Annotated in this window: 29 protein-coding genes; 6 read left to right on the forward strand and 23 right to left on the reverse strand. The window is 61.8% G+C overall.

Annotation, left to right across the window (positions count from 1 at the left end):
• Window positions 1-131: 131 nt before the first annotated feature.
• From MST27_RS12030 to MST27_RS12045, 4 genes are all read left to right on the forward strand, one after another.
• On the forward strand, window positions 132-989 hold the full coding sequence (locus MST27_RS12030) for a carboxylate/amino acid/amine transporter (RefSeq protein ID WP_243606179.1): 858 nt from the start codon (window positions 132-134) through the stop codon (window positions 987-989).
• A 96-nt stretch (window positions 990-1,085) separates the two neighbouring features.
• Window positions 1,086-1,829 carry an endonuclease gene (locus MST27_RS12035; protein WP_243606180.1) on the forward strand — a complete coding sequence of 248 codons (744 nt, stop codon included), beginning with the start codon at window positions 1,086-1,088 and terminating at the stop codon, window positions 1,827-1,829.
• Window positions 1,830-1,891: 62 nt separating this feature from the next.
• Complete coding sequence (locus MST27_RS12040) at window positions 1,892-2,518, forward strand: DUF2238 domain-containing protein (protein ID WP_243606181.1); 627 nt, start codon at window positions 1,892-1,894, stop codon at window positions 2,516-2,518.
• Window positions 2,519-2,522: 4 nt separating this feature from the next.
• Window positions 2,523-2,903 (forward strand): DUF2784 domain-containing protein, encoded by a 381-nt coding sequence (locus tag MST27_RS12045; protein ID WP_243606182.1) that lies wholly within the window; start codon window positions 2,523-2,525, stop codon window positions 2,901-2,903.
• 7 nt (window positions 2,904-2,910) lie between these two features.
• On the opposite strand, the gene MST27_RS12050 is transcribed toward MST27_RS12045, so the two are convergent.
• Together MST27_RS12050 and MST27_RS12055 are read right to left on the reverse strand one after the other, a co-directional pair.
• Complete coding sequence (locus MST27_RS12050) at window positions 2,911-3,705, reverse strand: amidohydrolase (protein ID WP_243606183.1); 795 nt, start codon at window positions 3,703-3,705, stop codon at window positions 2,911-2,913.
• The gene (locus tag MST27_RS12055; RefSeq protein ID WP_243606184.1) at window positions 3,693-4,841 is read right to left on the reverse strand and encodes a pyridoxal phosphate-dependent aminotransferase; all 1,149 of its coding nucleotides are present in this window, start codon (window positions 4,839-4,841) and stop codon (window positions 3,693-3,695) included. The genes MST27_RS12050 and MST27_RS12055 overlap by 13 nt, the downstream gene beginning before the upstream one ends.
• Before the next feature lie 155 nt (window positions 4,842-4,996).
• On the opposite strand from MST27_RS12055, the gene cysE (MST27_RS12060) reads away from it, so the two are divergent.
• On the forward strand, window positions 4,997-5,788 hold the full coding sequence (gene cysE, locus MST27_RS12060) for a serine O-acetyltransferase (protein WP_243606185.1): 792 nt from the start codon (window positions 4,997-4,999) through the stop codon (window positions 5,786-5,788).
• Between the two features lie 4 nt (window positions 5,789-5,792).
• Here cysE (MST27_RS12060) and der read toward each other — a convergent pair whose 3' ends face one another.
• The 19 genes from der to trmJ all read right to left on the reverse strand — a co-directional run bounded on the left by der (window position 5,793) and on the right by trmJ (window position 22,402).
• Window positions 5,793-7,277: a ribosome biogenesis GTPase Der gene (gene der, locus MST27_RS12065; protein ID WP_243606186.1), complete on the reverse strand. Its 1,485-nt coding sequence runs from the start codon at window positions 7,275-7,277 to the stop codon at window positions 5,793-5,795.
• A 93-nt stretch (window positions 7,278-7,370) separates the two neighbouring features.
• On the reverse strand, window positions 7,371-8,519 hold the full coding sequence (gene bamB / locus MST27_RS12070) for an outer membrane protein assembly factor BamB (RefSeq protein WP_243606187.1): 1,149 nt from the start codon (window positions 8,517-8,519) through the stop codon (window positions 7,371-7,373).
• Window positions 8,520-8,523: 4 nt separating this feature from the next.
• On the reverse strand, window positions 8,524-9,165 hold the full coding sequence (locus tag MST27_RS12075; protein WP_243606188.1) for a tetratricopeptide repeat protein: 642 nt from the start codon (window positions 9,163-9,165) through the stop codon (window positions 8,524-8,526).
• A gap of 39 nt (window positions 9,166-9,204) precedes the next feature.
• The gene (hisS, locus tag MST27_RS12080) at window positions 9,205-10,488 is read right to left on the reverse strand and encodes a histidine--tRNA ligase (RefSeq protein WP_243606189.1); all 1,284 of its coding nucleotides are present in this window, start codon (window positions 10,486-10,488) and stop codon (window positions 9,205-9,207) included.
• A gap of 12 nt (window positions 10,489-10,500) precedes the next feature.
• Window positions 10,501-11,613, reverse strand: coding sequence for a flavodoxin-dependent (E)-4-hydroxy-3-methylbut-2-enyl-diphosphate synthase (gene ispG / locus MST27_RS12085; RefSeq protein ID WP_243606190.1), 1,113 nt, complete (start codon window positions 11,611-11,613; stop codon window positions 10,501-10,503).
• A gap of 2 nt (window positions 11,614-11,615) precedes the next feature.
• Window positions 11,616-12,644 carry a RodZ domain-containing protein gene (locus tag MST27_RS12090; RefSeq protein ID WP_243606191.1) on the reverse strand — a complete coding sequence of 343 codons (1,029 nt, stop codon included), beginning with the start codon at window positions 12,642-12,644 and terminating at the stop codon, window positions 11,616-11,618.
• A complete protein-coding gene (pilW, locus tag MST27_RS12095; protein ID WP_243606192.1) occupies window positions 12,641-13,399 on the reverse strand; it encodes a type IV pilus biogenesis/stability protein PilW in 759 nt (252 codons plus the stop codon). The genes MST27_RS12090 and pilW overlap by 4 nt, the downstream gene beginning before the upstream one ends.
• A gap of 11 nt (window positions 13,400-13,410) precedes the next feature.
• Window positions 13,411-14,559: a dual-specificity RNA methyltransferase RlmN gene (gene rlmN, locus MST27_RS12100; RefSeq protein WP_243606193.1), complete on the reverse strand. Its 1,149-nt coding sequence runs from the start codon at window positions 14,557-14,559 to the stop codon at window positions 13,411-13,413.
• A gap of 20 nt (window positions 14,560-14,579) precedes the next feature.
• Entirely contained in the window at window positions 14,580-15,011 is a 432-nt protein-coding gene (gene ndk / locus MST27_RS12105; protein ID WP_243606194.1) for a nucleoside-diphosphate kinase, read from the reverse strand.
• A gap of 132 nt (window positions 15,012-15,143) precedes the next feature.
• The gene (gene iscX / locus MST27_RS12110; RefSeq protein WP_243606195.1) at window positions 15,144-15,344 is read right to left on the reverse strand and encodes a Fe-S cluster assembly protein IscX; all 201 of its coding nucleotides are present in this window, start codon (window positions 15,342-15,344) and stop codon (window positions 15,144-15,146) included.
• 14 nt (window positions 15,345-15,358) lie between these two features.
• Entirely contained in the window at window positions 15,359-15,697 is a 339-nt protein-coding gene (gene fdx, locus MST27_RS12115) for an ISC system 2Fe-2S type ferredoxin (protein WP_243606196.1), read from the reverse strand.
• A gap of 5 nt (window positions 15,698-15,702) precedes the next feature.
• On the reverse strand, window positions 15,703-17,565 hold the full coding sequence (hscA, locus tag MST27_RS12120; RefSeq protein WP_243606197.1) for a Fe-S protein assembly chaperone HscA: 1,863 nt from the start codon (window positions 17,563-17,565) through the stop codon (window positions 15,703-15,705).
• A 40-nt stretch (window positions 17,566-17,605) separates the two neighbouring features.
• The gene (hscB, locus tag MST27_RS12125; protein WP_243606198.1) at window positions 17,606-18,127 is read right to left on the reverse strand and encodes a co-chaperone HscB; all 522 of its coding nucleotides are present in this window, start codon (window positions 18,125-18,127) and stop codon (window positions 17,606-17,608) included.
• A gap of 7 nt (window positions 18,128-18,134) precedes the next feature.
• Window positions 18,135-18,458, reverse strand: coding sequence for an iron-sulfur cluster assembly protein IscA (gene iscA, locus MST27_RS12130; RefSeq protein WP_243606199.1), 324 nt, complete (start codon window positions 18,456-18,458; stop codon window positions 18,135-18,137).
• A 10-nt stretch (window positions 18,459-18,468) separates the two neighbouring features.
• A complete protein-coding gene (gene iscU / locus MST27_RS12135; RefSeq protein WP_243606200.1) occupies window positions 18,469-18,861 on the reverse strand; it encodes a Fe-S cluster assembly scaffold IscU in 393 nt (130 codons plus the stop codon).
• A gap of 43 nt (window positions 18,862-18,904) precedes the next feature.
• On the reverse strand, window positions 18,905-20,119 hold the full coding sequence (locus MST27_RS12140; protein WP_243606201.1) for an IscS subfamily cysteine desulfurase: 1,215 nt from the start codon (window positions 20,117-20,119) through the stop codon (window positions 18,905-18,907).
• A gap of 30 nt (window positions 20,120-20,149) precedes the next feature.
• Complete coding sequence (iscR, locus tag MST27_RS12145) at window positions 20,150-20,641, reverse strand: Fe-S cluster assembly transcriptional regulator IscR (protein ID WP_243606202.1); 492 nt, start codon at window positions 20,639-20,641, stop codon at window positions 20,150-20,152.
• A gap of 148 nt (window positions 20,642-20,789) precedes the next feature.
• A complete protein-coding gene (gene cysE, locus MST27_RS12150) occupies window positions 20,790-21,566 on the reverse strand; it encodes a serine O-acetyltransferase (protein WP_243606203.1) in 777 nt (258 codons plus the stop codon).
• Window positions 21,566-22,402: a tRNA (cytosine(32)/uridine(32)-2'-O)-methyltransferase TrmJ gene (gene trmJ / locus MST27_RS12155; RefSeq protein WP_243606204.1), complete on the reverse strand. Its 837-nt coding sequence runs from the start codon at window positions 22,400-22,402 to the stop codon at window positions 21,566-21,568. The genes cysE (MST27_RS12150) and trmJ overlap by 1 nt, the downstream gene beginning before the upstream one ends.
• Window positions 22,403-22,489: 87 nt before the next feature.
• On the opposite strand from trmJ, the gene suhB reads away from it, so the two are divergent.
• Window positions 22,490-23,305: an inositol monophosphatase family protein gene (suhB, locus tag MST27_RS12160; protein ID WP_243606205.1), complete on the forward strand. Its 816-nt coding sequence runs from the start codon at window positions 22,490-22,492 to the stop codon at window positions 23,303-23,305.
• Between the two features lie 60 nt (window positions 23,306-23,365).
• On the opposite strand, the gene MST27_RS12165 is transcribed toward suhB, so the two are convergent.
• Both MST27_RS12165 and secF read right to left on the reverse strand, forming a co-directional pair.
• Entirely contained in the window at window positions 23,366-23,902 is a 537-nt protein-coding gene (locus MST27_RS12165; RefSeq protein WP_243606206.1) for a glycine zipper 2TM domain-containing protein, read from the reverse strand.
• 81 nt (window positions 23,903-23,983) lie between these two features.
• Window positions 23,984-24,892: a protein translocase subunit SecF gene (gene secF / locus MST27_RS12170; protein ID WP_243606207.1), complete on the reverse strand. Its 909-nt coding sequence runs from the start codon at window positions 24,890-24,892 to the stop codon at window positions 23,984-23,986.
• Between the last annotated feature and the right edge of the window lie 4 nt (window positions 24,893-24,896).

Genomic DNA, 24,896 nt, shown 5'->3' on the forward strand with positions numbered 1-24,896 from the left:
CGGACCGAGGGGCCTACAGGCATGCCCCTCGGTCCGAACCTGGCCGTCCCCAGCGCGCCCGCTTGCCCGCCTATGCCTCTTTTTTCTTTTTCACCGAACCGGTATGGTCGCCGCCCTCGTGAGGAGTCGGCATGCACTACCTGGTTTTCGTCACCCTGCTCTGGGCCTATTCCTTCAACCTGATCGGCGCCCATCTCGCCGGCCAGGTCGACAGCTACTTCGCCGTTCTGACCCGGGTGCTGCTGGCCGGCGCCGTGTTCCTGCCATTGACCCGCTGGCGCGGCGTGGCACCCGGTTTCATTGCAGGCGTCACGCTGGTCGGCGCCCTGCAGTTCGGCGTGACCTATCTGTGCCTGTACCTCAGCTTCAACGTGCTGACCGTAGCCGAAGTGCTGCTATTCACCGTGCTGACGCCGCTGCATGTGACGCTGATCGACGACGCCATCAACCGGCGCTTCAACCCATGGGCACTGGTTGCTGCCGCCGTGGCAGTGCTCGGCGCCGGCATCATCCGCTACGACGGCATCACCGAAGACTTCCTCGGCGGCTTCCTGCTCATGCAGCTGGCGAACTTCACCTTCGCCGCCGGCCAGGTCGGCTACAAGCACCTGGCGCACCGCTATCCTTCGGATATCCCGCTGTACCGCCGTTTCGGCTATTTCTTCCTCGGTGCGCTGGTCATCGTTCTGCCGGCGTGGCTGCTGTTCGGCAACCCGGAGCGGCTACCCAGCACATCGATGCAATGGGGCGTGCTGGTCTGGATGGGCCTACTGGCGACCGCGCTGGGCCAGTTCTGCTGGAACAAGGGGGCCACACTGGTCGATGCCGGCACCCTGGCGGTCATGAACAACATGTCAGTCCCTGTCGGCCTGGTTCTTAACCTGGTCATCTGGGGCACCGAAACCGACCTGCTGCTGTTGACCATTGGCGGCCTGATCATCCTCGCTTCGCTAAGGATCAATCGCCTGGGCCTGAAGCAGGCCAGATGATATCTGTAACTTATTGTTGTATATGAATTTTCAGCCAGAGCCGTAAGATAGCGCGCCCCGCATGGATGCGATTCTCAGCCAGTTGTCGAGAACACCATGCGCCCGCTCAGCCTGCTTCTGCTCGCCCTGCTTTTTTCCGTTCAGACCCACGCCGAAGCGCCGCGGACCTTCCGCGAGGCGAAGAAGATCGCGTGGCATATCTATGCCGAGCGCCCGGTCGATTTCTATTGCCGTTGCCAGTTCCAGGGCAGCCGGATCGATCTCGCCGGCTGCGGCTATGTCCCGCGCAAGCAGCCCAAAAGGGCCGCTCGAGTCGAATGGGAGCACATCGTCCCAGCCTGGGTGATCGGCCACCAGCGGCAGTGCTGGCAACAGGGCGGACGCAAACAGTGCACGGCGCGCGACCCGGTGTTCAGCCAGGCCGAGGCCGACCTGCACAACCTGGTGCCGGTGGTCGGTGAAGTGAACGGTGATCGCAGCAACTACGGGTTCGGCATGCTCAGCGAAAAGCCGAGCCAGTACGGCGCCTGCCCTTTCGTGGTGAACTTCAAGCAACGCACGGCCATGCCACCGGCTTACAGCCGTGGCGCCATTGCCCGGGTTTATCTGTATATGAGCGAGCGCTACCGCTTGCGGCTGTCCAAGCAGGACCGCCGTCTCTACGAAGCCTGGAACAGGCAGTACCCGGTCGATGAATGGGAGCAGTGGCGCAACCGCAACGTGGCCTGCGTCCAGGGCAACGCCAATCGCCACGTAGGCCCGGTGGACCTGCGACGCTGCGCCTCCGTCCTGTCCCGCCTCGGTCGCGCCAGACTGGCGCCACGCGTCGGAGCCGGCTAGGCCATTGCACATCGTCAGGGCCCGCTTCATGCTCCGCTCCAATGGGTTCTCAGGCGAAGACGATGCAGGACAGGACACATTACGCGACGCTTTCGGCTGCGGTATTGCTGGCCCTGATCGGCTCCGGCATCGCCCCGCATGACCGCGCCACCTGGCTGCTCGAAGTCGCGCCGGTGCTCATCGCCGCCCCGCTGTTGCTCTGGAGCCACGCCCGGCTACCACTGACGCGCCTGCTCTATATCGTGATCGCCGTCCATGCGCTGATCCTCATCCTTGGCGGCACCTATACCTATGCGCGCGTATCGCTGGGCTTCTGGGTGCAGGATTGGCTGGATCTCAGCCGAAACCCTTATGACAAACTCGGCCATTTCATCCAGGGCGTCACCCCCACGCTGCTCGCACGCGAGGTTCTGCTGCGCCTTGGCTTCGTGAGGCCGGGGCGGATGCTGGGGTTTCTCGCCATCTGCGTTGCACTGGGATTCAGCTCCTTCTACGAGCTGATCGAATGGTGGGTGGCGTTGCTGGCTGGCCAGGGCGCCGAAGCCTTTCTCGGTACCCAGGGCGACCCCTGGGATACCCAGTCGGACATGTTCATGGCGCTGCTGGGGGCACTGTTCGCCGTCACGCTACTGGCCGGCCTGCAAGATCGCCAGATGCAGCGCGCGAACGCACCGGGCAGCGCGGCCTGACGTCATGCTCTATCGAATCGCAGCGGACACGGTGCTGGTCCTGCACCTGGCCTTCATCCTCTTCGTTCTGTTCGGCGGGCTGCTGGTCGCCTGGAAACGGGGTTTTCTCGCGCTGCACCTCCCCGCCGTGGCGTGGGGTGTTTTCGTGGAGTTGAGCGGCCGGTTTTGTCCGCTGACAGGCGTGGAAAACGCGTTGCGCGGCCTGGCGGGAGAGGCAGGGTACGAAGCGGGCTTCATCGAGCACCACCTGTTACCGCTGATCTACCCCGCCTGGTTGAGCATACCCGTCCAGTATGCGCTGGCCGCGGTAGTGGTCGTGGTCAATGTCTCCATCTATGGCGCCCTCCTCTGGCGCCGCCGGCGCCGGTCCGACGCCGGGCGGTGACGACCGCTCAGGGCTTCAATTCGAATGCATCGCCATCGTGGTAGGCCGGGAACTTGCCGCGGAATTTCGCCAGGTCTCGCGCGCGCAAGGTCACACGGAACACGCCGTCGGCATCACCCGCTTCCAGGAGCGGGTCGCCCAGATAGTCGAGCACCTGGCTGTCGCCGCTGTAGGGGTAGCCCTTGCCGTCCTCGCCAACACGGTTCACCGCCGCGACGAAGCAGAGATTCTCGATGGCACGCGCCGGCAGCAATCGGTTCCAGGCACTGCGACGGGCAGCAGGCCAGTTCGCTGTGTAGAGCAGCAGGTCGGTGTCGTGCGCGTCGCGGCTCCATACCGGGAAACGCAGGTCGTAGCAGATCAGCGGGCGCACGTGCCAGCCGTTGAGTTCGAACAGGACGCGCTCGGTGCCGGCTGTGTAATGCTCGTGCTCGCCGGCCATGCGGAACAGGTGGCGCTTGTCGTAGTGCGCGATCTCGCCATTCGGGCGGGCCCAAAGCAGCCGGTTGCGGTGCGTGCCGTCAGCGGCCTGGATGATGACACTACCCGTGATCACCGCATCCAGCCGCGCCGCCTGCTCACGCAGCCACGCATAGGTCGGCCCTTCTTCGGGTTCGGCCAGCTCGGCGGCGTTCATGGAAAAGGCGGTGGTGAACATTTCCGGCAGGATGATCAGGTCGGCGCCGCGCGCATCGTCGAGCAGCGCGACGAATCGCTCGCGGTTGGCCTGGGCGTCCTGCCATGCAAGCGTTGTCTGGATAAGGGCCAGCTCGAGGTCGGGCAAGGAATTCAGATCGCGCATAGTCGTTCCGCTGCCTGACGCAGCGTCTCCTCTCGTTTGGCAAAACAGAAGCGAACCAATCGCAGGCCAGCCGGCGGCCTCTGGTAGAAGACCGAGATGGGGATGGTCGCGACGCCGTGTTCGCGGGTCAACCATTCGGACATGGCGACATCATCGAGATCGGGGCGAATTGCCGAATAGTCCGCCAGCTGGAAATAGGTGCCTGCCGCCCGCGTGAAACTGAAATGAGAGTCCGTGAGCAGATCGCAGAACAGGTCGCGCTTGGCCTGGTAGAAACCCGGCAGCTCATCGAGGTGTTCGGGGTGGTCGGCCATGAAATCGGCCAGTGCCCACTGCAGCGGTGTGACGCCAGTGAAGCTGACGTACTGGTGCACCTTGCGCAGCTCGCTGCTGAGCGCGGGCGGCGCGATGACATAGCCGGTCTTCCAGCCCGTGACGTGGTAGGTCTTGCCGAACGAGCTGACCACGAAAGCACGCTGGTAGAGCTCGTCATGACGCAGCACGCTGGCATGCTCGCGGCCGTCGAACACCAGATGTTCATAGACCTCATCGCTGAGCACATAGATGTCACGGTCGCGAATCAGGGCCGCCAGCCTGTCGAGATCCGCCCGCTCGATCAGCGCACCACTGGGGTTGTGCGGTGTGTTCAGCACGATCATGCGGGTACGAGCGGTGATCGCGTCGGACAGTTTTTGCCAGTCGATGGCGAACCCTGGAAGGCTCAGCGCCTGATGAATGCAGACGCCGCCGGCCAGCTCGATTGACGGCTCGTAGCTGTCGTAGCAGGGATCGAACACGATCACTTCATCACCTGGCCGCACGACCGTCTGGATAGCGCAGAAGATGGCCTGCGTAGCCCCGGGAGTGATGGTGACCTCGATGTCCGGGTTCACCGTACGACCGTAGCGGGACGCGACCTTCAGAGCGACCTGCTCGCGCAGTGCCGGCAGGCCCGTCATGGGCGCGTACTGGTTGTGCCCCGCCATGACGTGGCGGGCCACGGCCTCGCGTAGTGCATCAGGGCCATCGAAATCGGGGAAACCCTGCGACAGGTTCAGCGCGCCCGTCTGGGCCGCCAATTGCGACATGGTGGTGAAGATGGTGGTGCCGACGTTGGGCAATTTACTGATGAGCATTGGTCGCCTCACGACTGGCCTGCCGTACGGGCTTCGGCAGGGGTGGACAGGATAGCCGATCAATGCGACCCGATACGAGGCCGCCCAGGCGGCCCTTTGGGCCTGCTAGAGTGATGGGCGACCGGCACAACTTCCGCTTCGGATAAGGATTCGGCATGCCCAGCGACACCACCGACGCACTCTGGAACCGCCTGCAAGCTCAGGCCGAACGGGGCCAGCACCAGGAACCGGCCTTGCGCGACCTGTTCCAGAGAGCCGTGTTGAATCATTCAGACCTGGGCGGTGCACTGGCCGACCGCATCGGCCGCACCCTGGCCGACGGCGACGAGCAGGCCGGTCCTCTCGCTGACCGCTTTGCCACGCTTCACCGCAATAACCCGCAGCTGCAGGTGCATGCCTGGCAGGATCTGGAGGCTATCGTCACACGCGACCCCGCCTTTGACGACCTGCTCGCAGCGTTTCTGTTTTCCAAGGGTTTTCTGGCGCTACAGGCCTACCGTCTCGGTCATCAGCTGTTGCAGCAGAACGAGCGCCTGCTCGCCATGTTCATCCAGTCACGCTGCAACCAGCGGCTGAGCATCGACATCAACCCGGCCAGTCGAATCGGTAGCGGCATCATGCTCGACCACGGAACAGGCATTGTGATCGGCGAAACCGCGGAAGTCGGCGATGACGTGTCCATCCTGCAGGGCGTTACCCTCGGCGGAACCGGCAAGGAAAGCGGCGACCGGCACCCCAAGGTGCGCAGTGGAGTAATGATCGGCGCGGGGGCAAAGATTCTGGGCAATATCGAGATAGGCGAAGGCGCTAAGGTCGGCGCCGGGAGCATCGTGCTGCACGCCGTAGCGCCCCATACCACCGTGGTCGGCAACCCGGCTCGCCAGGTCGGCAAGCCCAGGCACCCACGACCGGCCCTGGACATGGACCAGTCGTTCGACGAAGGCTAAAAGCTCAGCGCTTCTTGTCGCGGCGCTTCTTCTCGGCCTTCTTGTGGTGCGACATGAGGCGCCGCTTCTTGTTGACCTGGCGGTCGGTCAGGGTGTTCTTCTTACCCTCGTAAGGGTTCTCACCGCCCTTGTACTCGATCCGGATTGGTGTGCCGACCAGCTTGAGCACGCGCCGATAGGTGTTTTCCAGATAACGTGTATAGGACTTCGGAACCGCTTCCACCTGATTGCCGTGGATGACAATCAGCGGCGGATTGGCGCCACCAAGGTGCGCGTAACGCAGCTTGATGCGGCGACCCGAGACCATGGGCGGTGCGTGCTCACGCACCGAATCCTCGAGGATCTGCGTCAGACGGCTGGTCGGCCAGCGAGTAACCGCCGATTTGAAGGCCGCCTGCACGGACTGGTACAGGTTGCCCACGCCGGTGCCATGTTTGGCTGAGATGAAATGGATATCGGCAAAATCGACGAAGAACAGCCGACGCTCCAACTCGGTTTTCACATAATCGCGCTCGCTCGGCTCCATGCCGTCCCACTTGTTCAGCGCGATCACCAATGCCCGACCACTTTCGAGCACGAAACCCAGCAGGTTCAGGTCGTGCTCGACCACACCTTCGCGGGCATCCATCACGAAGATGACCACGTTCGCGTCCTGGATCGCCTGCAGCGTCTTGACCACGGAAAACTTTTCCACGGCCTCGAAGATCTTGCCGCGCCGCCTCACGCCGGCAGTGTCGATCAGCGTGTATTTCTCTTCATCGCGCTCGAACGGAATGTAGATGCTGTCGCGAGTGGTACCGGCCTGGTCGTAGACGATCACTCGCTCCTCGCCAAGCATTCGGTTGACCAAGGTGGACTTCCCCACGTTGGGGCGACCGATGATCGCGATCTTTATCCCGTCCTTTTCGCTAGGGCCGGGAATTCGCTTGGGTTCCTGACCCGGCTCGACCGCCTCGTCATCCTCCGCCTCAACGGCGTCCGAGGCGTCGGCGTTATCGCGGGGAAAGGCGCCCAGCGCCCGCTCGAGCATATGGTTGATGCCGCGACCGTGGGCGGCGGCGATGGGTAACGCGTCACCCAATCCGAGCGGGCTGAACTCCGCGCGGGCCAGGTCCGGGTCGATACTGTCGACCTTGTTCACGACGAGGAAATACTGCTTGTTAAGCTTGCGCAGGTGCTCGGCGATCATCTGGTCGCCCGGCGTCATGCCGGCACGGGCATCGACCATGAACATCACCGCGTCGGCTTCCTGCATGGCCTGCAGTGACTGCTCGGCCATCTTGGCATCGATACCCTGCTCATCACCGGTCAACCCACCGGTGTCGATCACGATATAGGTCCGGCCCTGCCATTTGGCCTCACCGTACTGGCGGTCTCGGGTCAGGCCGGCATATTCGGCGACGATGGCGTCGCGGCTTTTGGTCAGACGATTGAACAGCGTCGACTTGCCGACGTTGGGGCGGCCCACCAGGGCGATTACGGGAACCATGCGGCTCTCCACTGCGTTATTTCAGAAAACACGAAGGCCGCTGCAAGGCAGCGGCCGGAAATCATTGCCCCGCCAAGGCGAGGCGTCGCTTGTTCAGTCCGCCTGGCGAATGGTCAGCGCAACGAGCTTGCCGCCATTTCCAAAGACGTATAACCAATCGCCCTCAGCGACAGGGCTGACCCGTAGACCATCGCTGTCGATGCGGGTCCGTGCCACGAAACGGCCGTCGACCTGGCTGAGCAGATGCAGATAGCCTTCCTTGTCGCCGACCGTCACATAGCTCGAGAACACTTCCGGCCCCGACAGACCTCGACGGGCCAGCGAATCGTTGCTCCACAGCACGGTGGTAGAGCGCTCGTCGATACCCAGCACGGTACCGTCGGCCTGGCTCACGTACACGCTACCGTAGCCCAACGCGACGCCGGCCGAGGTGGACGCATCGCGTTGCCAGAGAATACGTCCGCTTTCCAGTTCCAGCGCTGCAGCGCGGCCCTGGAAGCTCGCCACGTAGAGCGTGCCGCCCGACAGCAGCAGGCCGCCGTCGATATCCACAACGCGTTCGAGCTCGGAACGTCCCTGAGGAATGGCGATGCGCTGTTCCCAGACCGGCAGTCCTCCACGGGTGTCGAGCGCAACAACCTTACCCGTGGACAACCCGGCCACAACCAGCTGATTGGTCAACAGCGGCGCACTAGTGCCGCGAAGCGTGAGGACAGCTGGCGAGCTTTCATAGCTCCAGCGCTGCGTACCCGTATCGATCTCCAGCGCCAGCACACGGTCGTCCTGGGTCTGCACGGCCACCACGTCTCCGTTCACAGCCGGAGCAGACAGCACCTCGCTGCCCACCTGACTGCGCCAGCGCTCCTCGCCATTGGATACGTCAAGCGCGATCACCTCACCCCGAAGGGTACCGACGAGGATCAACCCGTAACCGGCACCGACGCCGCCCGACACCGGCACGTCCAGGTCTTTTTTCCAGTTGACCTTGCCGGTCAGCCGGTCCATCGCGACGATCAAACCCTCGTTGTCCGCGGCGAAAATCTCGTCACCATAGACGGCCGGCGTCAGTAGGTTGTATGTCTCACCCTGCCCATCGCCGATCGAGCGGCTCCATTCGGTCTTGAGTTCGACTTCCGCATCGAACTTCACCAACTCGGCAGGCTCGGGTTCCTTTGTATCATTGCTGCTGCAACCGGCAGCCAGAATGGCCAGCGATAGCAGCGCGGCTGTTTTCCAACGCATCAGTTCACGCCTCTCCACGAGCCAGATCGTCCAGTTTCAGCTGCAAGCCGCCGATCGCGGCGTCCTGCGAAAGCGCCTCCTTGGCCTTCGAATAGGCCGCATGGGCCTCATCGTTCCGTCCCAGCTGTACAAGCAGGTCTCCACGAAGCTCTTCGCGGCTGGCCGTGAACGCCTCGGGCGCTTGGCCGTCGAGCAATGCGAGCCCTTCCTCGGCCTTGTCCTGTGCAGCCATCACGCGTGCCAGACGCTGGCGAGCCAGTTCATCAAGGGTCTTGTCAGCCGGCTTGTCGACGATGGCCTGCAACTCAGCGGCAGCCTCGTCCAGCCGACCGGTTTCCACCGCCACCTTTGCAACGAACAGGCTGCCGTATTGCGCATAATGCGTACCGGCGAAGTCGCTCTTCAGAACGTTGCCGAGACGTGACACTTCGGCAATGTCCACCTCCCCTTCCTCAAGCGCGGCATTGAGCAGCTGCTGATAGACGGCGGAAGCATTCTGTGCCTGATTGAGCTGATGCTTCTGCCAGAACTGCCAGCCAAACACCAAGACCAATGCCAGTACGGCGCCCAGCAGCAACGGCATGCCGTTACGCTGCCACCAGTCCTTGATCGCCGCCAGTTGTTCTTCATCTGAGCCCGAGGTCACTCCGTTACTCCTTTCAATTCGCGGTTTCAGGCCTGCCAATCAGGCCAGGCAGGCAGCCAGACGCTCAGCCAGAGCATCCCAGGCAATACTTTGTTGTTCGGTGTCGTCGCGTAGCGGCTTGCAACCTACCATGCGCTCGGCCAACTCGTCCTCTCCAAGAATCAGGGCGTAGCGCGCCCCGCTCTTGTCAGCCTTCTTGAACTGGCTCTTGAAGCTGCCGCCACCGGCATTAACCAGCAACCTCAAGCCAGGCAGTTCGTCCCTTAGCCGCTCGGCCAGCGCCAGCGCGGCGAGCTCGGCTGCCTCGCCGAACGCGCAGATGTATGCGTGCGCCGGTGGATTCAGCTCGGACGGAACGAGGCCCAGCGTCTCGATCAGCAGAACCAGCCGTTCGATACCCATGGCGAAGCCAACACCCGCGGTCGGCTTGCCGCCGAACTGGGTCACCAGGCCATCGTAACGGCCACCGGCGCAGACGGTACCTTGCGCGCCCAGCTTGTCGGTGACCCACTCGAATACGGTTCGTCCGTAATAATCAAGCCCGCGCACCAGCTTGGGATTGATCTCGTAGGCGATGCCCGCCGCGTCCAGACGGGCCTTCAGCCCTTCGAAGTGCTCACGGGATTCGTCGTCCAGGTACTCGTGCAGGGTCGGCGCGTCGATCAGCAAGGCCTGGGTCTGTGCATTTTTGCTGTCGAGAATACGCAATGGATTGGTAGTCAGGCGCCGCTGGCTGTCTTCATCCAGCTGCTCGAAGTGTTGCTGCAGATAAGCCACTAGAGCGTCCCGATAACGCGCTCGCGCCTCGCTCGAGCCCAGGCTGTTGAGCTGCAGTGTCACGGCATTGGCAAAACCCAGCTGTTTCCAGAGGCGCGCTGTCAGAACGATCAGCTCGGCGTCGATATCCGGACCGGGTTGATTGAATACTTCCACGCCGATCTGATGGAACTGGCGATAACGCCCCTTCTGCGGCTTCTCGTAGCGGAACATCGGCCCGCTGTACCACAGTTTCTGGACCTGCCCGCCGCCAGTCATACCGTGTTCGAGCACGGCCCGCACGCAACCGGCTGTGCCCTCGGGGCGAAGCGTCAGCGACTCTTCGTTGCGATCCAGAAAGGTGTACATCTCCTTGTCGACGACATCGGTGCCCTCACCGATACCACGCGCGAACAAATCGGTGAACTCCAGAATCGGCAGGCGGATCTCGCTGTAGCCATAGGCCTCGAGCAATCGGGCAAAGGTCGTTTCTAGATAGCGCCAGACTGGCGTCTGTTGCGGCAGAATGTCGTTCATGCCGCGAATGGCTTGCAGGGACTTGCTCAATTTCGTTCCTTATCAGCTGCGCAAGATCAGCGCGGCATCGGCCTCGGACTTTTCCGCCGCCTTGCGACGAATCAGCTGTTCCAGTTCGTCCACGAGATTCTCGTTGCTGAGCTTCTGCGCCGGTTTGCCATCGATGTAGACGAGGTTGTTCGGCGTACCACCGGTCAGCCCGATGTGGGCTTCCTTGGCTTCGCCGGGGCCGTTGACGACGCAACCGATGACCGCGACGTCCATCGGCACGAGCAGGTCGTCCAGACGGCCTTCCAGATCGTTCATCGTCTTCACGACATCGAAGTTTTGCCGCGAACAACTCGGGCAGGCGATGAAGTTGATGCCACGCGAGCGCAAACGCAATGACTTGAGTATGTCGAACCCGACCTTGATTTCTTCCACCGGATCGGCGGCGAGCGAGATACGGATGGTATCGCCGATGCCTTCGGCCAGCAGCATGCCCAAGCCGACCGCGGACTTGACCGTACCGGAACGCAAGCCGCCGGCCTCGGTGATACCCAGGTGCAGCGGCTGCTCGATCTTGTCGGCAAGCAGGCGGTAGGCCGCGACAGCCATGAACACATCGGACGCTTTCACGCTGACCTTGAAATCCGGGAAGTTCAGCCTGTCCAGATGCTCGACATGGCGTAGCGCGGATTCGACCAGCGCTTCGGGCGTCGGCTCGCCGTACTTCTTCTGCAGGTCCTTTTCCAGCGAGCCCGCATTCACGCCGATACGGATCGGGATGCCCCGGTCACGGGCCGCTTCGACCACCGCACGAACGCGGTCCTCGCGTCCGATATTGCCGGGATTGATACGCAGGCAATCGACTCCGAGTTCGGCTACTCGCAATGCAATCTGGTAATCGAAATGGATGTCAGCGACGAGCGGCAGTCCAACACGCTGCTTGATCTTGCCAAAGGCTTCCGCCGCGTCCATCGAAGGCACCGAAACCCGGACGATGTCCGCACCGGCATCTTGCAGCCGCTGAATCTGCGCAACGGTCGCCTCGACGTCGCAGGTCTCGGTATTGGTCATGCTCTGCACGGCGATCGGCGCATCGCCGCCAACCGGGACGTTACCGACCCAGATCTTGCGCGAAAGCCGTCGTTTGATGGGAGACTCACTATGCATGGTTACTGTCCGAGCTTGATGCGGGCGGTTTCGCCACGTGTTTTGCCTGAAAGATCGACCACGTCGCCGTTGAAGCGGACCTCGGCACCAGAGGCAAAGCCCAAGTGCAGGTCCAGAGGCGTCTTGCCCACCACCGTACGGCTTGTTCCGGCGCGCGCCAGCGCACTGTAAAGCACCTGGCCATCGGCATCGGTTACTCGAGTCCAGCAATCAGCGGTGTAGACCAGGTTCAAGCGTCCCTCACCTGCCGCCAGCGCCGGCTCTGCCGGTTCCGCCGGCTGTTCGGCCGCCGAGACCGTATCGCCGGCGTCAGGCGTTTCGGCCGGTGCAGTGGGGCTGGTCGCCGGTGTCGTCGGCTCGGCGGCCTCCGGCTCGGTCAGGCGTTCGGGCGTTGCGTCGGCGGGGCTTTCCGGCAGTACTTCAGAGCTGGGCTGATCTTGCGCAGGTGCAGCAGGCTCCTCGCTCGCATCGAGCGCTGACGAGTCCGGCGATACCTCGATCGCGGGTGCCTCGGCTGGCTCTTCCGCTCGATCCAGGAGATGGATCTCGGTGGTCCCGTCAGCGGCCTCCACTTCGATCCGCTCGATCGCGGATACCGAACGTCCCGCGTCGTTCCGGGCCGTACGGTCCTGCCACCACAGAAACGCGCCGACCGCGATCACGATGGTCAGTAGGAAGGTGAAAAAGCGAACCATGCTGCGCGAAAGGCGAACTGGCTGATCGATATAGCCCAGGCTATTGACGCGACTTCCCGTCGCGTCGGTGCCCGTATGCTGATCGAACTGCTGCACAAGTCGCGCCTGGTCGAGCCCCAGCAACTTGGCATAGGCCCGAACATAACCACGCGCGAAGGTGTGGCCCGGCAACTGACTGAAATCACCCGCCTCGATCTGGGTCAGCGAGCGCTCGGACAGATTGAGTTGCTGAGCCACCGAAGAAAGCGACCAGTTCTTGCTTTCGCGCGCAGCACGAAGCGTTTCGCCGGGATTGGCAAGCGTCGAGGAAGCGGCTTCGGATTGTGGCGCTGTCATCGTTGCTCCGATACAAACTGTTGGTATTCAGCGGTCCCGGGATACAGCCGCTTGAGTTGCAGCGCAAGGCTGGCGGCGTGATCACGGTCCTGGTGAATGTTGGCCAGGCGAATCCCCAGCAGAAGGCTGCGGGCATTCTGCTCGGACAGACGACTGAAGCTGTCGTAGTAACGCTTGGCCGGAACGTATTGTTTGTCCTCATAGGCCAGCATCGCCAGCTCCAGCAAGGCGCGAGGTTGGCGGCTGTCGAGGCGCAAGGCACGGGTGAAATAGGTTTCCGCCTGCTCGCGCTGCCCCAGTTGCAAGGCGGTCATGCCCATGTTCTGGAATACCCGCGAGCGTTCCGGGTAGAGGTTATCTTCCGCGGCCTGACTGAAGCGCTGCAGCGCTTCGTCATAGCGCTTCTGCTCGAACAGAAAGCTGCCGTAATTATTCAAGATGCGCGCATCACGGTGACTGGCGAGCGCCTTCCGGTAGTGCTCGTCGGCGAGCTTGTTTTCCATTTCCGTCTGGAATACGAGCGCCAGCGCGGCGTGTGCATCAGCGCTGTTCGGATCTAGCTCGAGGGCTTTGCGCAACGGGTTCTTGGCGCGAGCGGCCTCACCCTGCTGCAGGTAGCCGATGCCCAGTTGGATGTAGGCGTCACGCGCCTCGTTGCGCCCCTCGGACGTACGCATCGGATCGACGGAGCCGGAAGAAACGCAACCGGCCGCCAGGCCAGCAAAAAGCAACAGCAGCGCGACGCGCAGAATCATCAACATCCCCCTCAGGATCGGTTCGTGGCAACGGTTGCCGTACCTGGCTCGGATTGCAACTCACGCACGGCGATATAGCGCTCGCTTCGGCGTGTACGATCCATTACCTGCCCGACCAGCTGGCCGCAGGCCGCATCGATGTCCTCGCCCCGGGTGGTACGCACCGTCACATTGTGCCCGGCTTTATGCAGCATGTCCTGAAAACGGCGGATGGCATTGTTGCTCGGCCGCTCATATCCGGAATGCGGGAAAGGGTTGAACGGGATCAGGTTGATCTTGCAGGGAATGTCGGCAAGCAACGCCACCAGTTCCTCGGCATGCTCGGGCTGGTCGTTGATGCCTTTGAGCAGCGTGTACTCGATCGTCAGCACACGCTTTTCACCCAGGTTCGAGATGTACCGCTGACAAGCAGCCAGCAGCATGTCGAGCGGGTACTTCTTGTTGATCGGAACGAGCTGGTCGCGCAGCGCATCGTTCGGTGCGTGCAGCGAAAGCGCAAGGGATACGTCGATCACCTTGCTGAGTTCGTCGATCATCGGCACTACGCCCGACGTCGACAGGGTGACCTTGCGTTTGGAGATGCCGTAACCAAGGTCGTCCATCATGATCTGCATGGCAGAGACGACATTGTCGAAATTCAGTAGCGGCTCCCCCATCCCCATCATCACCACATTGGTGATGGCTCGATCGATCTTGGCCGGGACAGTGCCGAATGACTTGTTAGCGATCCACACCTGACCGATCACTTCGGCGGCGGTGAGATTGCTGTTGAAACCTTGCTTGCCGGTGGAGCAGAAACTGCAGTCCAGCGCGCAACCTGCCTGGGAAGACACGCACAACGTACCGCGTCCGCCTTGGGGTATATAGACCGTTTCGACACAGCTGCCCGAGGCCACGCGCACGACCCACTTGCGCGTGCCGTCGGTGGAAATGTCTTCACTGACGATTTCCGGCCCGCGAATTTCGGCAGATTCCTTGAGCTTTTCGCGCAGGGCTTTGCCAAGGTTGGTCATGGCGTCGAAATCGTCGACGCCAAAGTGGTGAATCCACTTCATGACCTGACCGGCACGAAAGCGCTTCTCCCCTATTGAATCAAAGAAGCCTTCCATCTGCGGCTGGGTCAGGCCCAGCAGATTTACCTTACCGGTCGATGCATTCATCTGGATTCACCTTCGCCTGATCAGCGAATGCGTGCGCACACTTCGGTGGACGCGAAGAAGTAGGCGATTTCACGCGCGGCGGACGCCTCGGAGTCGGAGCCATGCACCGCGTTCTCGTCGATGGAGACGGCAAAATCGGCACGGATGGTACCCGGAGCCGCTTCTTTCGGGTTGGTGGCACCCATCAGTTCGCGGTTCTTGGCGATGGCGTCTTCGCCTTCCAGAACCTGGACGATGACCGGGCCGGAGGTCATGAAGGCTACCAGGTCCTTGAAGAAGCCACGCTCGCTGTGCTCGGCGTAGAAACCGGCGGCTTCACGCTCGGACAACTGGACCATCTTGGAAGCGACGACGCGCAGGCCAGCCTTTTCGAAACGGGTGGTGATTTCGCCGATCACATTCTTGGCGACAGCGTCAGGCTTGATGATGGAGAAGGTGCGTTGCAGGGCCATGTAGGACTCCAAAACTGAGGGGTTAAAGCTAACGAGTAAACCCGCGGATTATACGCGGGTTCGGATTAAGAATATAAGGGCGTCGCCAGACTGCGCTGACCTGCGCGACAGGGAATGCGGCTGCGCCGCGACTCACTGGACCTCGTCGATCCAGGCCGCCTGTATGGCCTCGAGCACCTTCTCCCCGCCACGCTGCGGATCGTCGGAAAACGTCGGCAACTCCACGATCCAGCGGTGCAGTTCGACAAAGTTCACGTAGCGCGGATCGATATCCGGCTTGCTTTCGGCCAGCTCGATTGCAATGTCAAGTACATCACCCCACTTGAGCGACATCGGACACCTCGCCTTCAATGGCCTTCGGAAACCTGGTTGATGGTGTACTTGGGTATTTCGACCACCAGATCACTGTCGGCGACGACTGCCTGGCAGGACAAGCGGGACGTGGGCTCCAGCCCCCACGCCTTGTCGAGCATGTCATCCTCGAGTTCGTCAGATGCCTCGAGCGAGCCGAAGCCCTCGCGAATCACGACGTGGCATGTGGTGCAGGCGCACGATTTTTCGCAGGCGTGCTCGATGTCGATGCCATTGCGTAGTGCGGCGTCAAGCACCGTCTCGCCTGGCTCTGCTTCGACTACAGCCCCTTCCGGGCAATGGTCGACGTGGGGCAGGAAAACAATCTGCGGCATTAAGGTCATTCCTCGATATCGTTGAGCCGCCGCCCGGCCAGCGCGGCCTTGACGGTGGAGTCCAGCCGGCGCGCGGCGAAGGCATCGGTAATCTGGCTCAGCCGCTTGACCTCGCGCTCGATGGCGACACCGTCCTGGCTGTCCATCAATCCACGCAAGGCCTCGACCTGCGCCTGAATCGCAACTCGCTCTTCCTCGCTGAGCAGGCGATCGCCATCGGCATCCAGGGCACCTTCGACCGCTTCGATCAGCCGCTGCGCGTCGACCAGTTGTTCACGCAAGGCGCGGGCAGCCTTGTCCTGGCCGGCCTTGTCGAATGAATCCTCCAGCATGCGGGCAATTTCACCGTCGGTAAGTCCGTAGGACGGCTTGACCTGGATGCTCGACTCGACGCCCGACGCGGTCTCACGAGCAGAGACGCTGAGCAGACCGTCGGCGTCGACCTGGAAGGTGACGCGAATCTTTGCCGCCCCGGCCACCATAGGTGGAATGCCACGCAACTCGAAGCGGGCCAGGGATCGGCAATCCGCGATCAGCTCGCGCTCTCCTTGGAGCACATGGATCATCATCGCCGTCTGGCCATCCTTGTAGGTAGTGAAGTCCTGCGCACGCGCGACGGGGATGGTCGTATTGCGCGGGATGATCTTCTCCATGAGCCCACCCATGGTCTCCAGCCCGAGCGATAACGGAATGACATCAAGGAGCAGCAATTCTTCGCCGTCACGGTTGTTACCGGCCAGCGTTTCAGCCTGGATGGCGGCACCGATCGCCACAACCTGATCGGGATCGATGTCCGTCATCGGCTGTCGACCGAACATCTCACCGACGAGTTCTCGAACCCGAGGCACTCGCGTCGAGCCGCCAACCATGACGACCGCTCCCACGTCTTCGAGCTCGACCGACGAATCGCGCAACGCGCGCCGACAGGCTTTCAGACTGCGTATGACCAACGGGTCGATCAACTCATTGAAGATCGTGCGCGTCAGCATGCCTTGCCAGGCGCCGTATCGGATGTCCACCGACTCGCACTCGCTCAGCGCTTCCTTGGCATCGCAGGCAATGCGCAACACCTCTCGCTGAGCGCCCGGATCGAGGTCCTCGGACCTGCCGGCCTGCGCCAGCAGCCACCCGGCCACGGCATGGTCGAAGTCATCGCCGCCCAGAGCGGTATCCCCGCCGGTGGCAAGCACCTCGAAGACACCCTTGGTCAGGCGAAGGATGGAAATGTCGAAGGTACCGCCGCCCAGATCATAGATCGCCACGACGCCTTCGGCCTGGCGATCCAATCCGTAAGCGACCGCCGCGGCGGTCGGCTCATTCAGCAACCGCAGGACGTTCAGGTTCGCCAGCCGCGCGGCGTCCTTGGTGGCTTGGCGCTGCGCATCGTCGAAGTAGGCCGGCACCGTGATCACAGCACCCACCAGTTCGCCACCAAGCGCCGCCTCGGCGCGCTCACGCAATGCCCGCAAGATTTCAGCCGATATTTCCACCGGGCTCTTGGCGCCCTGCACCGTCTCGATGAAGGGCATCTGCGACTGCCCCTCTACGAAGCGGTATGGCAACTGCACGCCGAGCTGCTTCACATCGCCAATACCCCGTCCCATCAACCGCTTGACCGATACGATGGTGTTCAGGGGGTCGGATGCCGACGCTTCCCTGGCAGCCCTGCCGACCTCGACATGATCGGCATGGTAACGAACCGCCGACGGCAGGATGACTTCGCCGTCAACATCGGCCAACGGCTCAGTAATACCACTGCGCAGTGCGGCCACGAGCGAGTTGGTGGTCCCGAGGTCGATACCTACCGCTAGGCGTCGCTGGTGGGGTTTCGGGCTTTGTCCGGGCTCAGCTATTTGGAGTAAGGCCATGTCTGTCTTATTTCGGGCGTAGCGCGATGGCTACGCGTGGTTATTCGTCGAGGCGCTCTTCGAGCTGGCGCACTTCCTGCGAGAGCTTGTCCAGGAACTGCATGCGGCGCACCAGGCGCTCCGCCTCCTCGCGCTGCGAGTCGTCTTCCCATATCCGGGAAAACGAGTCATTGACGGACTGCTGTGCACGTTTGAGGCGAGCCTTGAACGTGATGACGCCATCGAGATCAGCCTCGTCCTGCAGTGACTCGAGTTCTTCTCGCCATTGCATCTGCTGCATGAGAAACGACGGATCCTGCACCGTCGCTTCCAGCGGCATTTCCCGGCCGCGCAGGGTCAGCAAGTAACGCGCACGGCGCGACGGACTTCTGAGCGTCTGATAGGCCTCGTTGAGATTGGCCGACTGCTCGACGGCGCGGCGTTGCTCTGCCTCATCCCCATCGGCGAACCGATCGGGATGAACCTTGCGGGCCATCTCGCGATAGCGCACCGAAAGCTTATCCAGATCGAGATCGAACGCGGGTTGCAGCTCGAACAGCGCGTAGTGACAGGGATTTCCCACGGCAACCTCAGATATTGAAGCTTTCGCCGCAACCACACTCGCCGCGCACGTTGGGGTTGTTGAACTTGAACCCTTCGTTCAACCCTTCGCGCACGAAATCGAGTTCGGTTCCGTCGAGATACACGAGGCTTTTCGGATCGATGATCACCTTGACGCCATGGTTCTCGAAAACCGCATCCTCGGCAGCCGCCTCGTCAACGAACTCGAGCACGTAGGCCAGACCGGAACAGCCAGTGGTGCGCACACCCAATCGGATGCCCATCCCCTTCCCGCGCCCTTCCAGCGAGCGCCGGACATGATTCGCGGCAGCCGTGGTCATGCTGATTGCCATCGATACCTCCTTAGGCCTGCGGCAGCCCTTTCTTCGCGCGGTAGTCGCGAACGGCGGCCTTGATAGCATCCTCGGCCAGCACCGAGCAGTGAATCTTCACCGGCGGCAGCGCGAGCTCTTCGGCGAGCTGGGTGTTCTTGATGGTTTCGGCTTCTTCGAGCGTCTTGCCCTTCATCCATTCGGTGGCCAAGGAACTGGACGCGATCGCCGAGCCACAACCATAGGTCTTGAACTTCGCATCTTCGATGATGCCTTGCTCGTTGACCTTGATCTGCAGCCGCATCACGTCGCCGCACGCCGGGGCTCCGACCATGCCGGTACCGATGGATGGATCTTCGGCATCGAATTTGCCAACGTTCCGCGGATTCTCGTAGTGGTCAATGACCTTATCACTGTATGCCATGGTGCAATCCTCGTTGAATCAGGCTGAGCGGGAGTTCGACGGTTCAGTGGGCAGCCCACTCGACCTTCGAGATGTCGACGCCGTCTTTGAACATGTCCCACAAGGGCGAAAGCTCTCGCAACTTGGTGACCGCCTCGCTGACTTTCTGCGCGGCGTAGTCGACCTCTTCTTCAGTGGTGAAGCGGCCGAAGGTAAAGCGAATCGAGCTGTGCGCGAGCTCATCGTTACGGCCGAGCGCACGCAGTACGTACGAAGGCTCGAGCGACGCCGACGTACAAGCCGAGCCGGAAGATACGGCCAGGTCTTTCAACGCCATGATCAGCGATTCGCCTTCGACGTAGTTGAAGCTGAGATTCAGGTTGTGCGGTACGCGAGAGGTCATGCTGCCGTTGACGTAAAGCTCCTCAAGGTGCTCGACCTGCTTGAAGAAGCGGTCCCGCAACGCGCGGATACGCTCGTTCTCGGCAGCCATCTCTACCTTGGCGATACGGAAGGCTTCGCCCATACCCACCGACTGATGCGCTGCAAGCGTCCCGGAGCGCATGCCGCGCTCATGTCCGCCGCCGTGCATCTGGGCTTCGAGGCGTACACGCGGCTTGCGACGGACATAAAGCGCGCCCACACCTTTCGGGCCATAAGTCTTGTGAGCCGAAAAGGACATCAGATCGACCTTCATCTTCTCCAAGTCGATCTCGACCTTGCCAGTCGACTGCGCTGCATCGACATGGAAAAGCACACCGCGTGAGCGGGTGAGCTCGCCAATCGCCGCGATATCGTTGATTGTGCCTATCTCGTTGTTTACATGCATGATGGACACTAGGACAGTGTCGTCTCGCAAAGCGGCCTCGACCATAGCTGGCGTGATGATGCCGTCCTCGCCCGGTTCGAGATAAGTCACCTCAAACCCTTCGCGCTCGAGCTGACGCGTGGTATCCAGAACCGCCTTGTGTTCGATCTTGCTGGTAATGATGTGCTTGCCCTTGGACGCGTAGAAATGCGCGACGCCCTTGATGGCAAGGTTATCGGACTCGGTCGCACCGGATGTCCAGACGATCTCGCGAGGGTCGGCATTGACCAGCTCCGCGACCTGTCGACGGGCGTTCTCCACCGCTTCCTCCGCCTTCCAACCAAAGGCATGGGAGCGCGAAGCCGGGTTACCGAAGTTGCCCTCGGCGGTCAGGCATTCGACCATTTTTTCGGCTACGCGAGGATCGACCGGCGTGGTAGCGGAGTAATCCAGGTAAATCGGCAATTTCATCAGGTATCTCCTATCAGGCAGTCGTCCTGCTCATTCGACGGCGGACGCTTCGATCTTATCCAGTTGCGGAGCATGCCCCTTGGCGCGGCGCATATCCTGGCGCAATGCAACCTCCTGCACCTCCCGGCGCATCACCAGGTCCGCCAGACTTATACCGCTGAGGAACTCGTGAATCTGCTGACTGAGGTCACACCAGAGATGGTGGGTCAGGCAGGTATCGCCCGAGTGACAGTCACCCAGCCCCTGGCAACGCGTGGCATCGACGGACTCGTTGACCGCGTCGATCACCTGCGCCACCTGGATTCCACCCATCTCTCGGGACAGCTGATATCCCCCACCAGGGCCGCGAACGCTGGTCACGAGGTTACCGCGACGCAGCTTCGCGAACAGCTGCTCGAGGTAGGAGAGGGAGATGCCCTGCCGTTCGGAAATATCGGCAAGCGACACCGGCCCGTGCTGCGCGTGAAGCGCGAGATCGAGCATGGCGGTAACGGCGTAACGGCCTTTGGTTGTCAATCGCATCGGCTTGCACCAAGCATCATGGTTTGGCGCAAGTATGCAATACCCGAGTATTTAGATCAACTATAAGCCCGATCAATTCACTCGGACATTCGAGCTGACACCCTTATCGAGCCGACGGATCATACCAGCCACGAAACCCAACGGCATCTCAGTGGCGCGCCTCATCGCCACCGCTCTTCACCTGCTCGAAGTCTTCCTCACGCAGCTCGGGCATCTTCTTGGCGCAATAGTCGCTGCCGAGCGCCTTGAGCGCTTCGCACATGCCCTCCATGCGCTCCTCGACCGCTTGGACGTGATCGAGGAGTTGGCCTATTGCTCTCGCAACGGGATCAGGCATGTCCTCGGTCACGCCGTAGGCATCGAAGCCGATCTTCTCGGCAATAGCCTTGCGCTTGGCCTCCTGCTCGTCACTGAGCTTGGCAATAACGCGCCCAGGTATGCCGACCGCGGTAGCGCCTGCCGGAACCGCACGCGTCACCACTGCATTGGAGCCAACCTTGGCACCCGCTCCAACGGTGAAAGGGCCGAGAATCTTCGCGCCCGCCCCGACGATGACACCGTCCTCGAGCGTAGGGTGGCGCTTGCCCTTGTTCCAACTGGTGCCGCCTAGCGTGACACCGTGATAAAGGGTGACGTCATCGCCGATCTGCGCCGTTTCGCCGATCACGACACCCATGCCGTGATCGATGAAGAAGCGTCGCCCAATCTGCGCCCCGGGATGAATCTCGATACCGGTTAGCCAGCGCGCCAGGTTCGAATTCATGCGCGCGAGCCATTTGCAATCGTTCACCCAAAGCCAATGGGACACGCGATGAAACCACACCGCATGAAGCCCCGGATAACAAGTGACCACCTCGAAAGCGTTACGCGCCGCCGGATCGCGATGAAACACGCTCTGGATATCTTCGCGCATGCGCTCGAACATCAATCTGATCTCCGCTTGTGAGGTTCGCCGCGAACGGCCTTCTGGGTTTCGGTGAGAATACCGCGCAGGATATTCATCTCGAGCTTGCTGATGCCGCTGCGCCCGTAGAGACGGCGTAGCCGCGGCATCAGGTGCCGGGGCCGGTTCGGATCGAGAAAGCCGATATCCACGAGAGTCTGCTGGAGGTGAGCGTAATAGTGCTCCAACTCGTCGGCGGTCACCGGCTGGGCGTTGAGCATCGAGGTGGTTTCGAGTTTTTCCTGCTTGGTTGGCTGGCCGCTCGTGGCGAGCCATGCCATCCGCACCTCATAGGTCAGCACCTGCACGGCAGCTGCCAGGTTCAGCGAACTGAAATCCGGATTGGACGGGATGTGCACGTGATAGTGGCAGCGCTGCAGCTCGTCGTTGGTCAGACCGGCATATTCGCGACCGAACACGAGCGCCACTTCAGCCCCCTGCCCCGCCTGCTCCATACACACCGAGCCAGATTCACGAGGATCGAGCAGCGGCCAAGGAATACGCCGATCCCTCGCGCTCGTGCCCATGGCGACACTGCACCCGATCAGCGCTTCTTCGAGTGTCGGCACCACAACGGCGGCGTCGAGAATATCGGCCGCGCCCGAGGCTCGCGCAACTGCCTCAGAGCTGGGGAAATCTTCCGGATCGACCAGATACAACCGCGACAGGCCCATGTTCTTCATGGCCCGCGCAGCGCCGCCGATGTTGCCGGGATGACTGGTATTGACCAGCACTACACGAATGTTCTCAAGCGACACAGCTTTTTCGTCCGCGAAAGCAAAGCGGAAGCTTACCGTAAGCGCCAGGAACTTCGCCATTGAGCGACGGGATCGCGCACCCACTCCACCTTGCCGCGCTTTCTGCTAGAATCGCCGGCTTTCTTTAAACGACCAGGTATTTGTCCGATGCAGCCCATGCTGAATATCGCGCTGCGTGCCGCCCGTAGCGCCGGCGAGATGATTGTCCGTTCCACCGAGCGCCTGGACGTGATCTCGGTCAGCGAAAAGGATGCGCGCGATTATGTATCCGAGGTCGACAGGACCGCTGAACAGCTAATCGTCACGGCGCTGCGCAAGGCGTATCCGAACCACGGCATCCTCGGCGAGGAAGGTGGACTGCTCGAAGGCAGCGGCGATGGCGCCGACTACCTCTGGGTCATCGACCCGCTCGACGGTACGACCAACTTCCTGCGTGGCGTTCCTCACTATGCTGTGAGCATTGCCTGCAAATACCGTGGTCGTCTCGAGCATGCCGTCGTGCTCGACCCGGTCCGCCAGGAGGAGTTCACGGCCAGTCGGGGCCGCGGCGCCGCACTCAACGGGCGTCGGCTGCGCGTGGGCAGCCGCAAGAGCCTCGAAGGCGCACTGCTCGGCACGGGCTTTCCGTTCCGAGACGGCCAGATGGAAAATCTCGACAGCTACCTGAACATGTTTCGCAGCCTCGTGGGCCAGACTGCCGGACTCCGTCGCGCCGGCGCTGCCAGCCTCGACCTGGCGTACGTGGCCGCCGGGCGCTACGACGCCTTCTGGGAATTCGGGCTTTCCGAGTGGGACATGGCTGCGGGCGCCCTGCTGATCCAGGAGGCCGGCGGCCTCGTGAGTGACTTCAGCGGCAGCCACGAATTCCTGGAAAAAGGGCAGATCGTGGCCGGCAACACCAAGTGCTTCAAGGCCGTCTTGACCGCCATCCAGCCGCACCTTACGCCCAGCCTGAAACGCTGAATCGTATCGAACGCGCCAAAAAAAACGCCCGAGTCGGGCGTTTTTTTGTGCTCACTTCGCTCACTGCGCCTGGGTCAGTACCAGCTCGCCGTCACGGAGCGGGATCTGCGCGCCCGGGTCGCGATCCATCCGGACACGCCCAACCTTCCCATCGATGTCGTACTTGACGTCGTAGCCGACCACTTTGTCCTGCACATCGGTTACGGTATCGCACCGTGTCTCGGTGGTCGTATAGGTATCGTTGGCCTGCATCCGCGCCTGGACTTTGTTGCCGGCGTAGCCGCCACCGACTGCGCCGGCCACGGTAGCGATCTTCTTGCCACTGCCGCCACCGACCTGATTGCCCAGCAAGCCTCCAACAACCGCCCCAACCGCCGTTCCCGCGATACGATTCGCGTCCTGCACCGGCCGCTGGCGAGTCACGCTCACCTCTTTGCAGACCTCACGAGGCGTCTTGATGGTTTCCTTGATCGGGTCAACCGAGACCACACTGGCGAACGCAGGGCCGCGGTCTACCAGTGCGTAGGTCGCAAATGCCCCACCAGCGGTGGCGACAATCGCCCCCACGATGGCACCTATCAGCATCGATTTGTTCACTGATACATCCTCCTTCCGACGGGCCAGGCCCGACTGCGGCGGATTTGACCGCCCGGCACCGCGGAAGTTCGGATATACCGATCAGGGGCGTTCGTCGACCTCTTCGACCACCGGCGGAATCAGGTCATCGCGGGTAAGATTCAGCCAGGTCAGCAGCATGCCTGCCACGTAAACGGACGAGTAAGTGCCTGCACCGACCCCTACAAGCAGCGCCAGCGAGAAGCCCCACAGGTTTTCCCCTCCGAACGCCATCAGCGCACCGACGGCAAGCAAGGTCGATACCGAAGTCGCCAACGTGCGAAGCAGCGTCTGGGTCGTCGAGATATTGATGTTCTCGATCAACTCCGCCTTGCGCAACACTCGGAAGTTTTCCCGGATTCGATCGAAGATGACGATGGTGTCATTAAGCGAATAACCGATAACGGCGAGCACGGCGGCCAGCACCGTCAGATCGAACGATATCTGGAACAACGAAAAAACGCCCAGCACCAGAACGACGTCATGGAACAGCGAGAGGACGGCGCCAAGTGCGAACTTCCACTGAAAGCGAAAGGCGACGTAAACCAGGATTCCACCCAGCGCCAGAAGCATACCGAGACCGCCCTGATCACGAAGCTCCTCACCCACTGCCGGCCCGACAAACTCGACGCGCTTGACGGTGATCCTACCCGCCGTCTCGTCACCTCTCAGCGCCTCAGCGATCCGCTCACCCAACAAGGGATCATCGCCGGGCATCCGCACCAGCACGTCAGTCGTGGCGCCGAAGCTCTGCACAACCGCGCTGTTGAATCCGGAGCGAGCCAGCTGCCCTCGCACCTGATCCAATGAGACCGGCTGTTCGTATGACAGCTCGATCAGGGTACCGCCAGTGAAGTCCAGCCCGAAATTCAGCCCCTTCACAGCCAGGCTGCCAAGCGAGGCCAGGGTAAGCAGTACGGTAATGGCAAAGGCCACGTAGCGCACACCCATGAAATTGATTACGCGTTTCATCGTG

It is taken from the genome of Stutzerimonas marianensis, assembly GCF_022810315.1.
Taxonomy (GTDB): domain Bacteria; phylum Pseudomonadota; class Gammaproteobacteria; order Pseudomonadales; family Pseudomonadaceae; genus Stutzerimonas; species Stutzerimonas marianensis.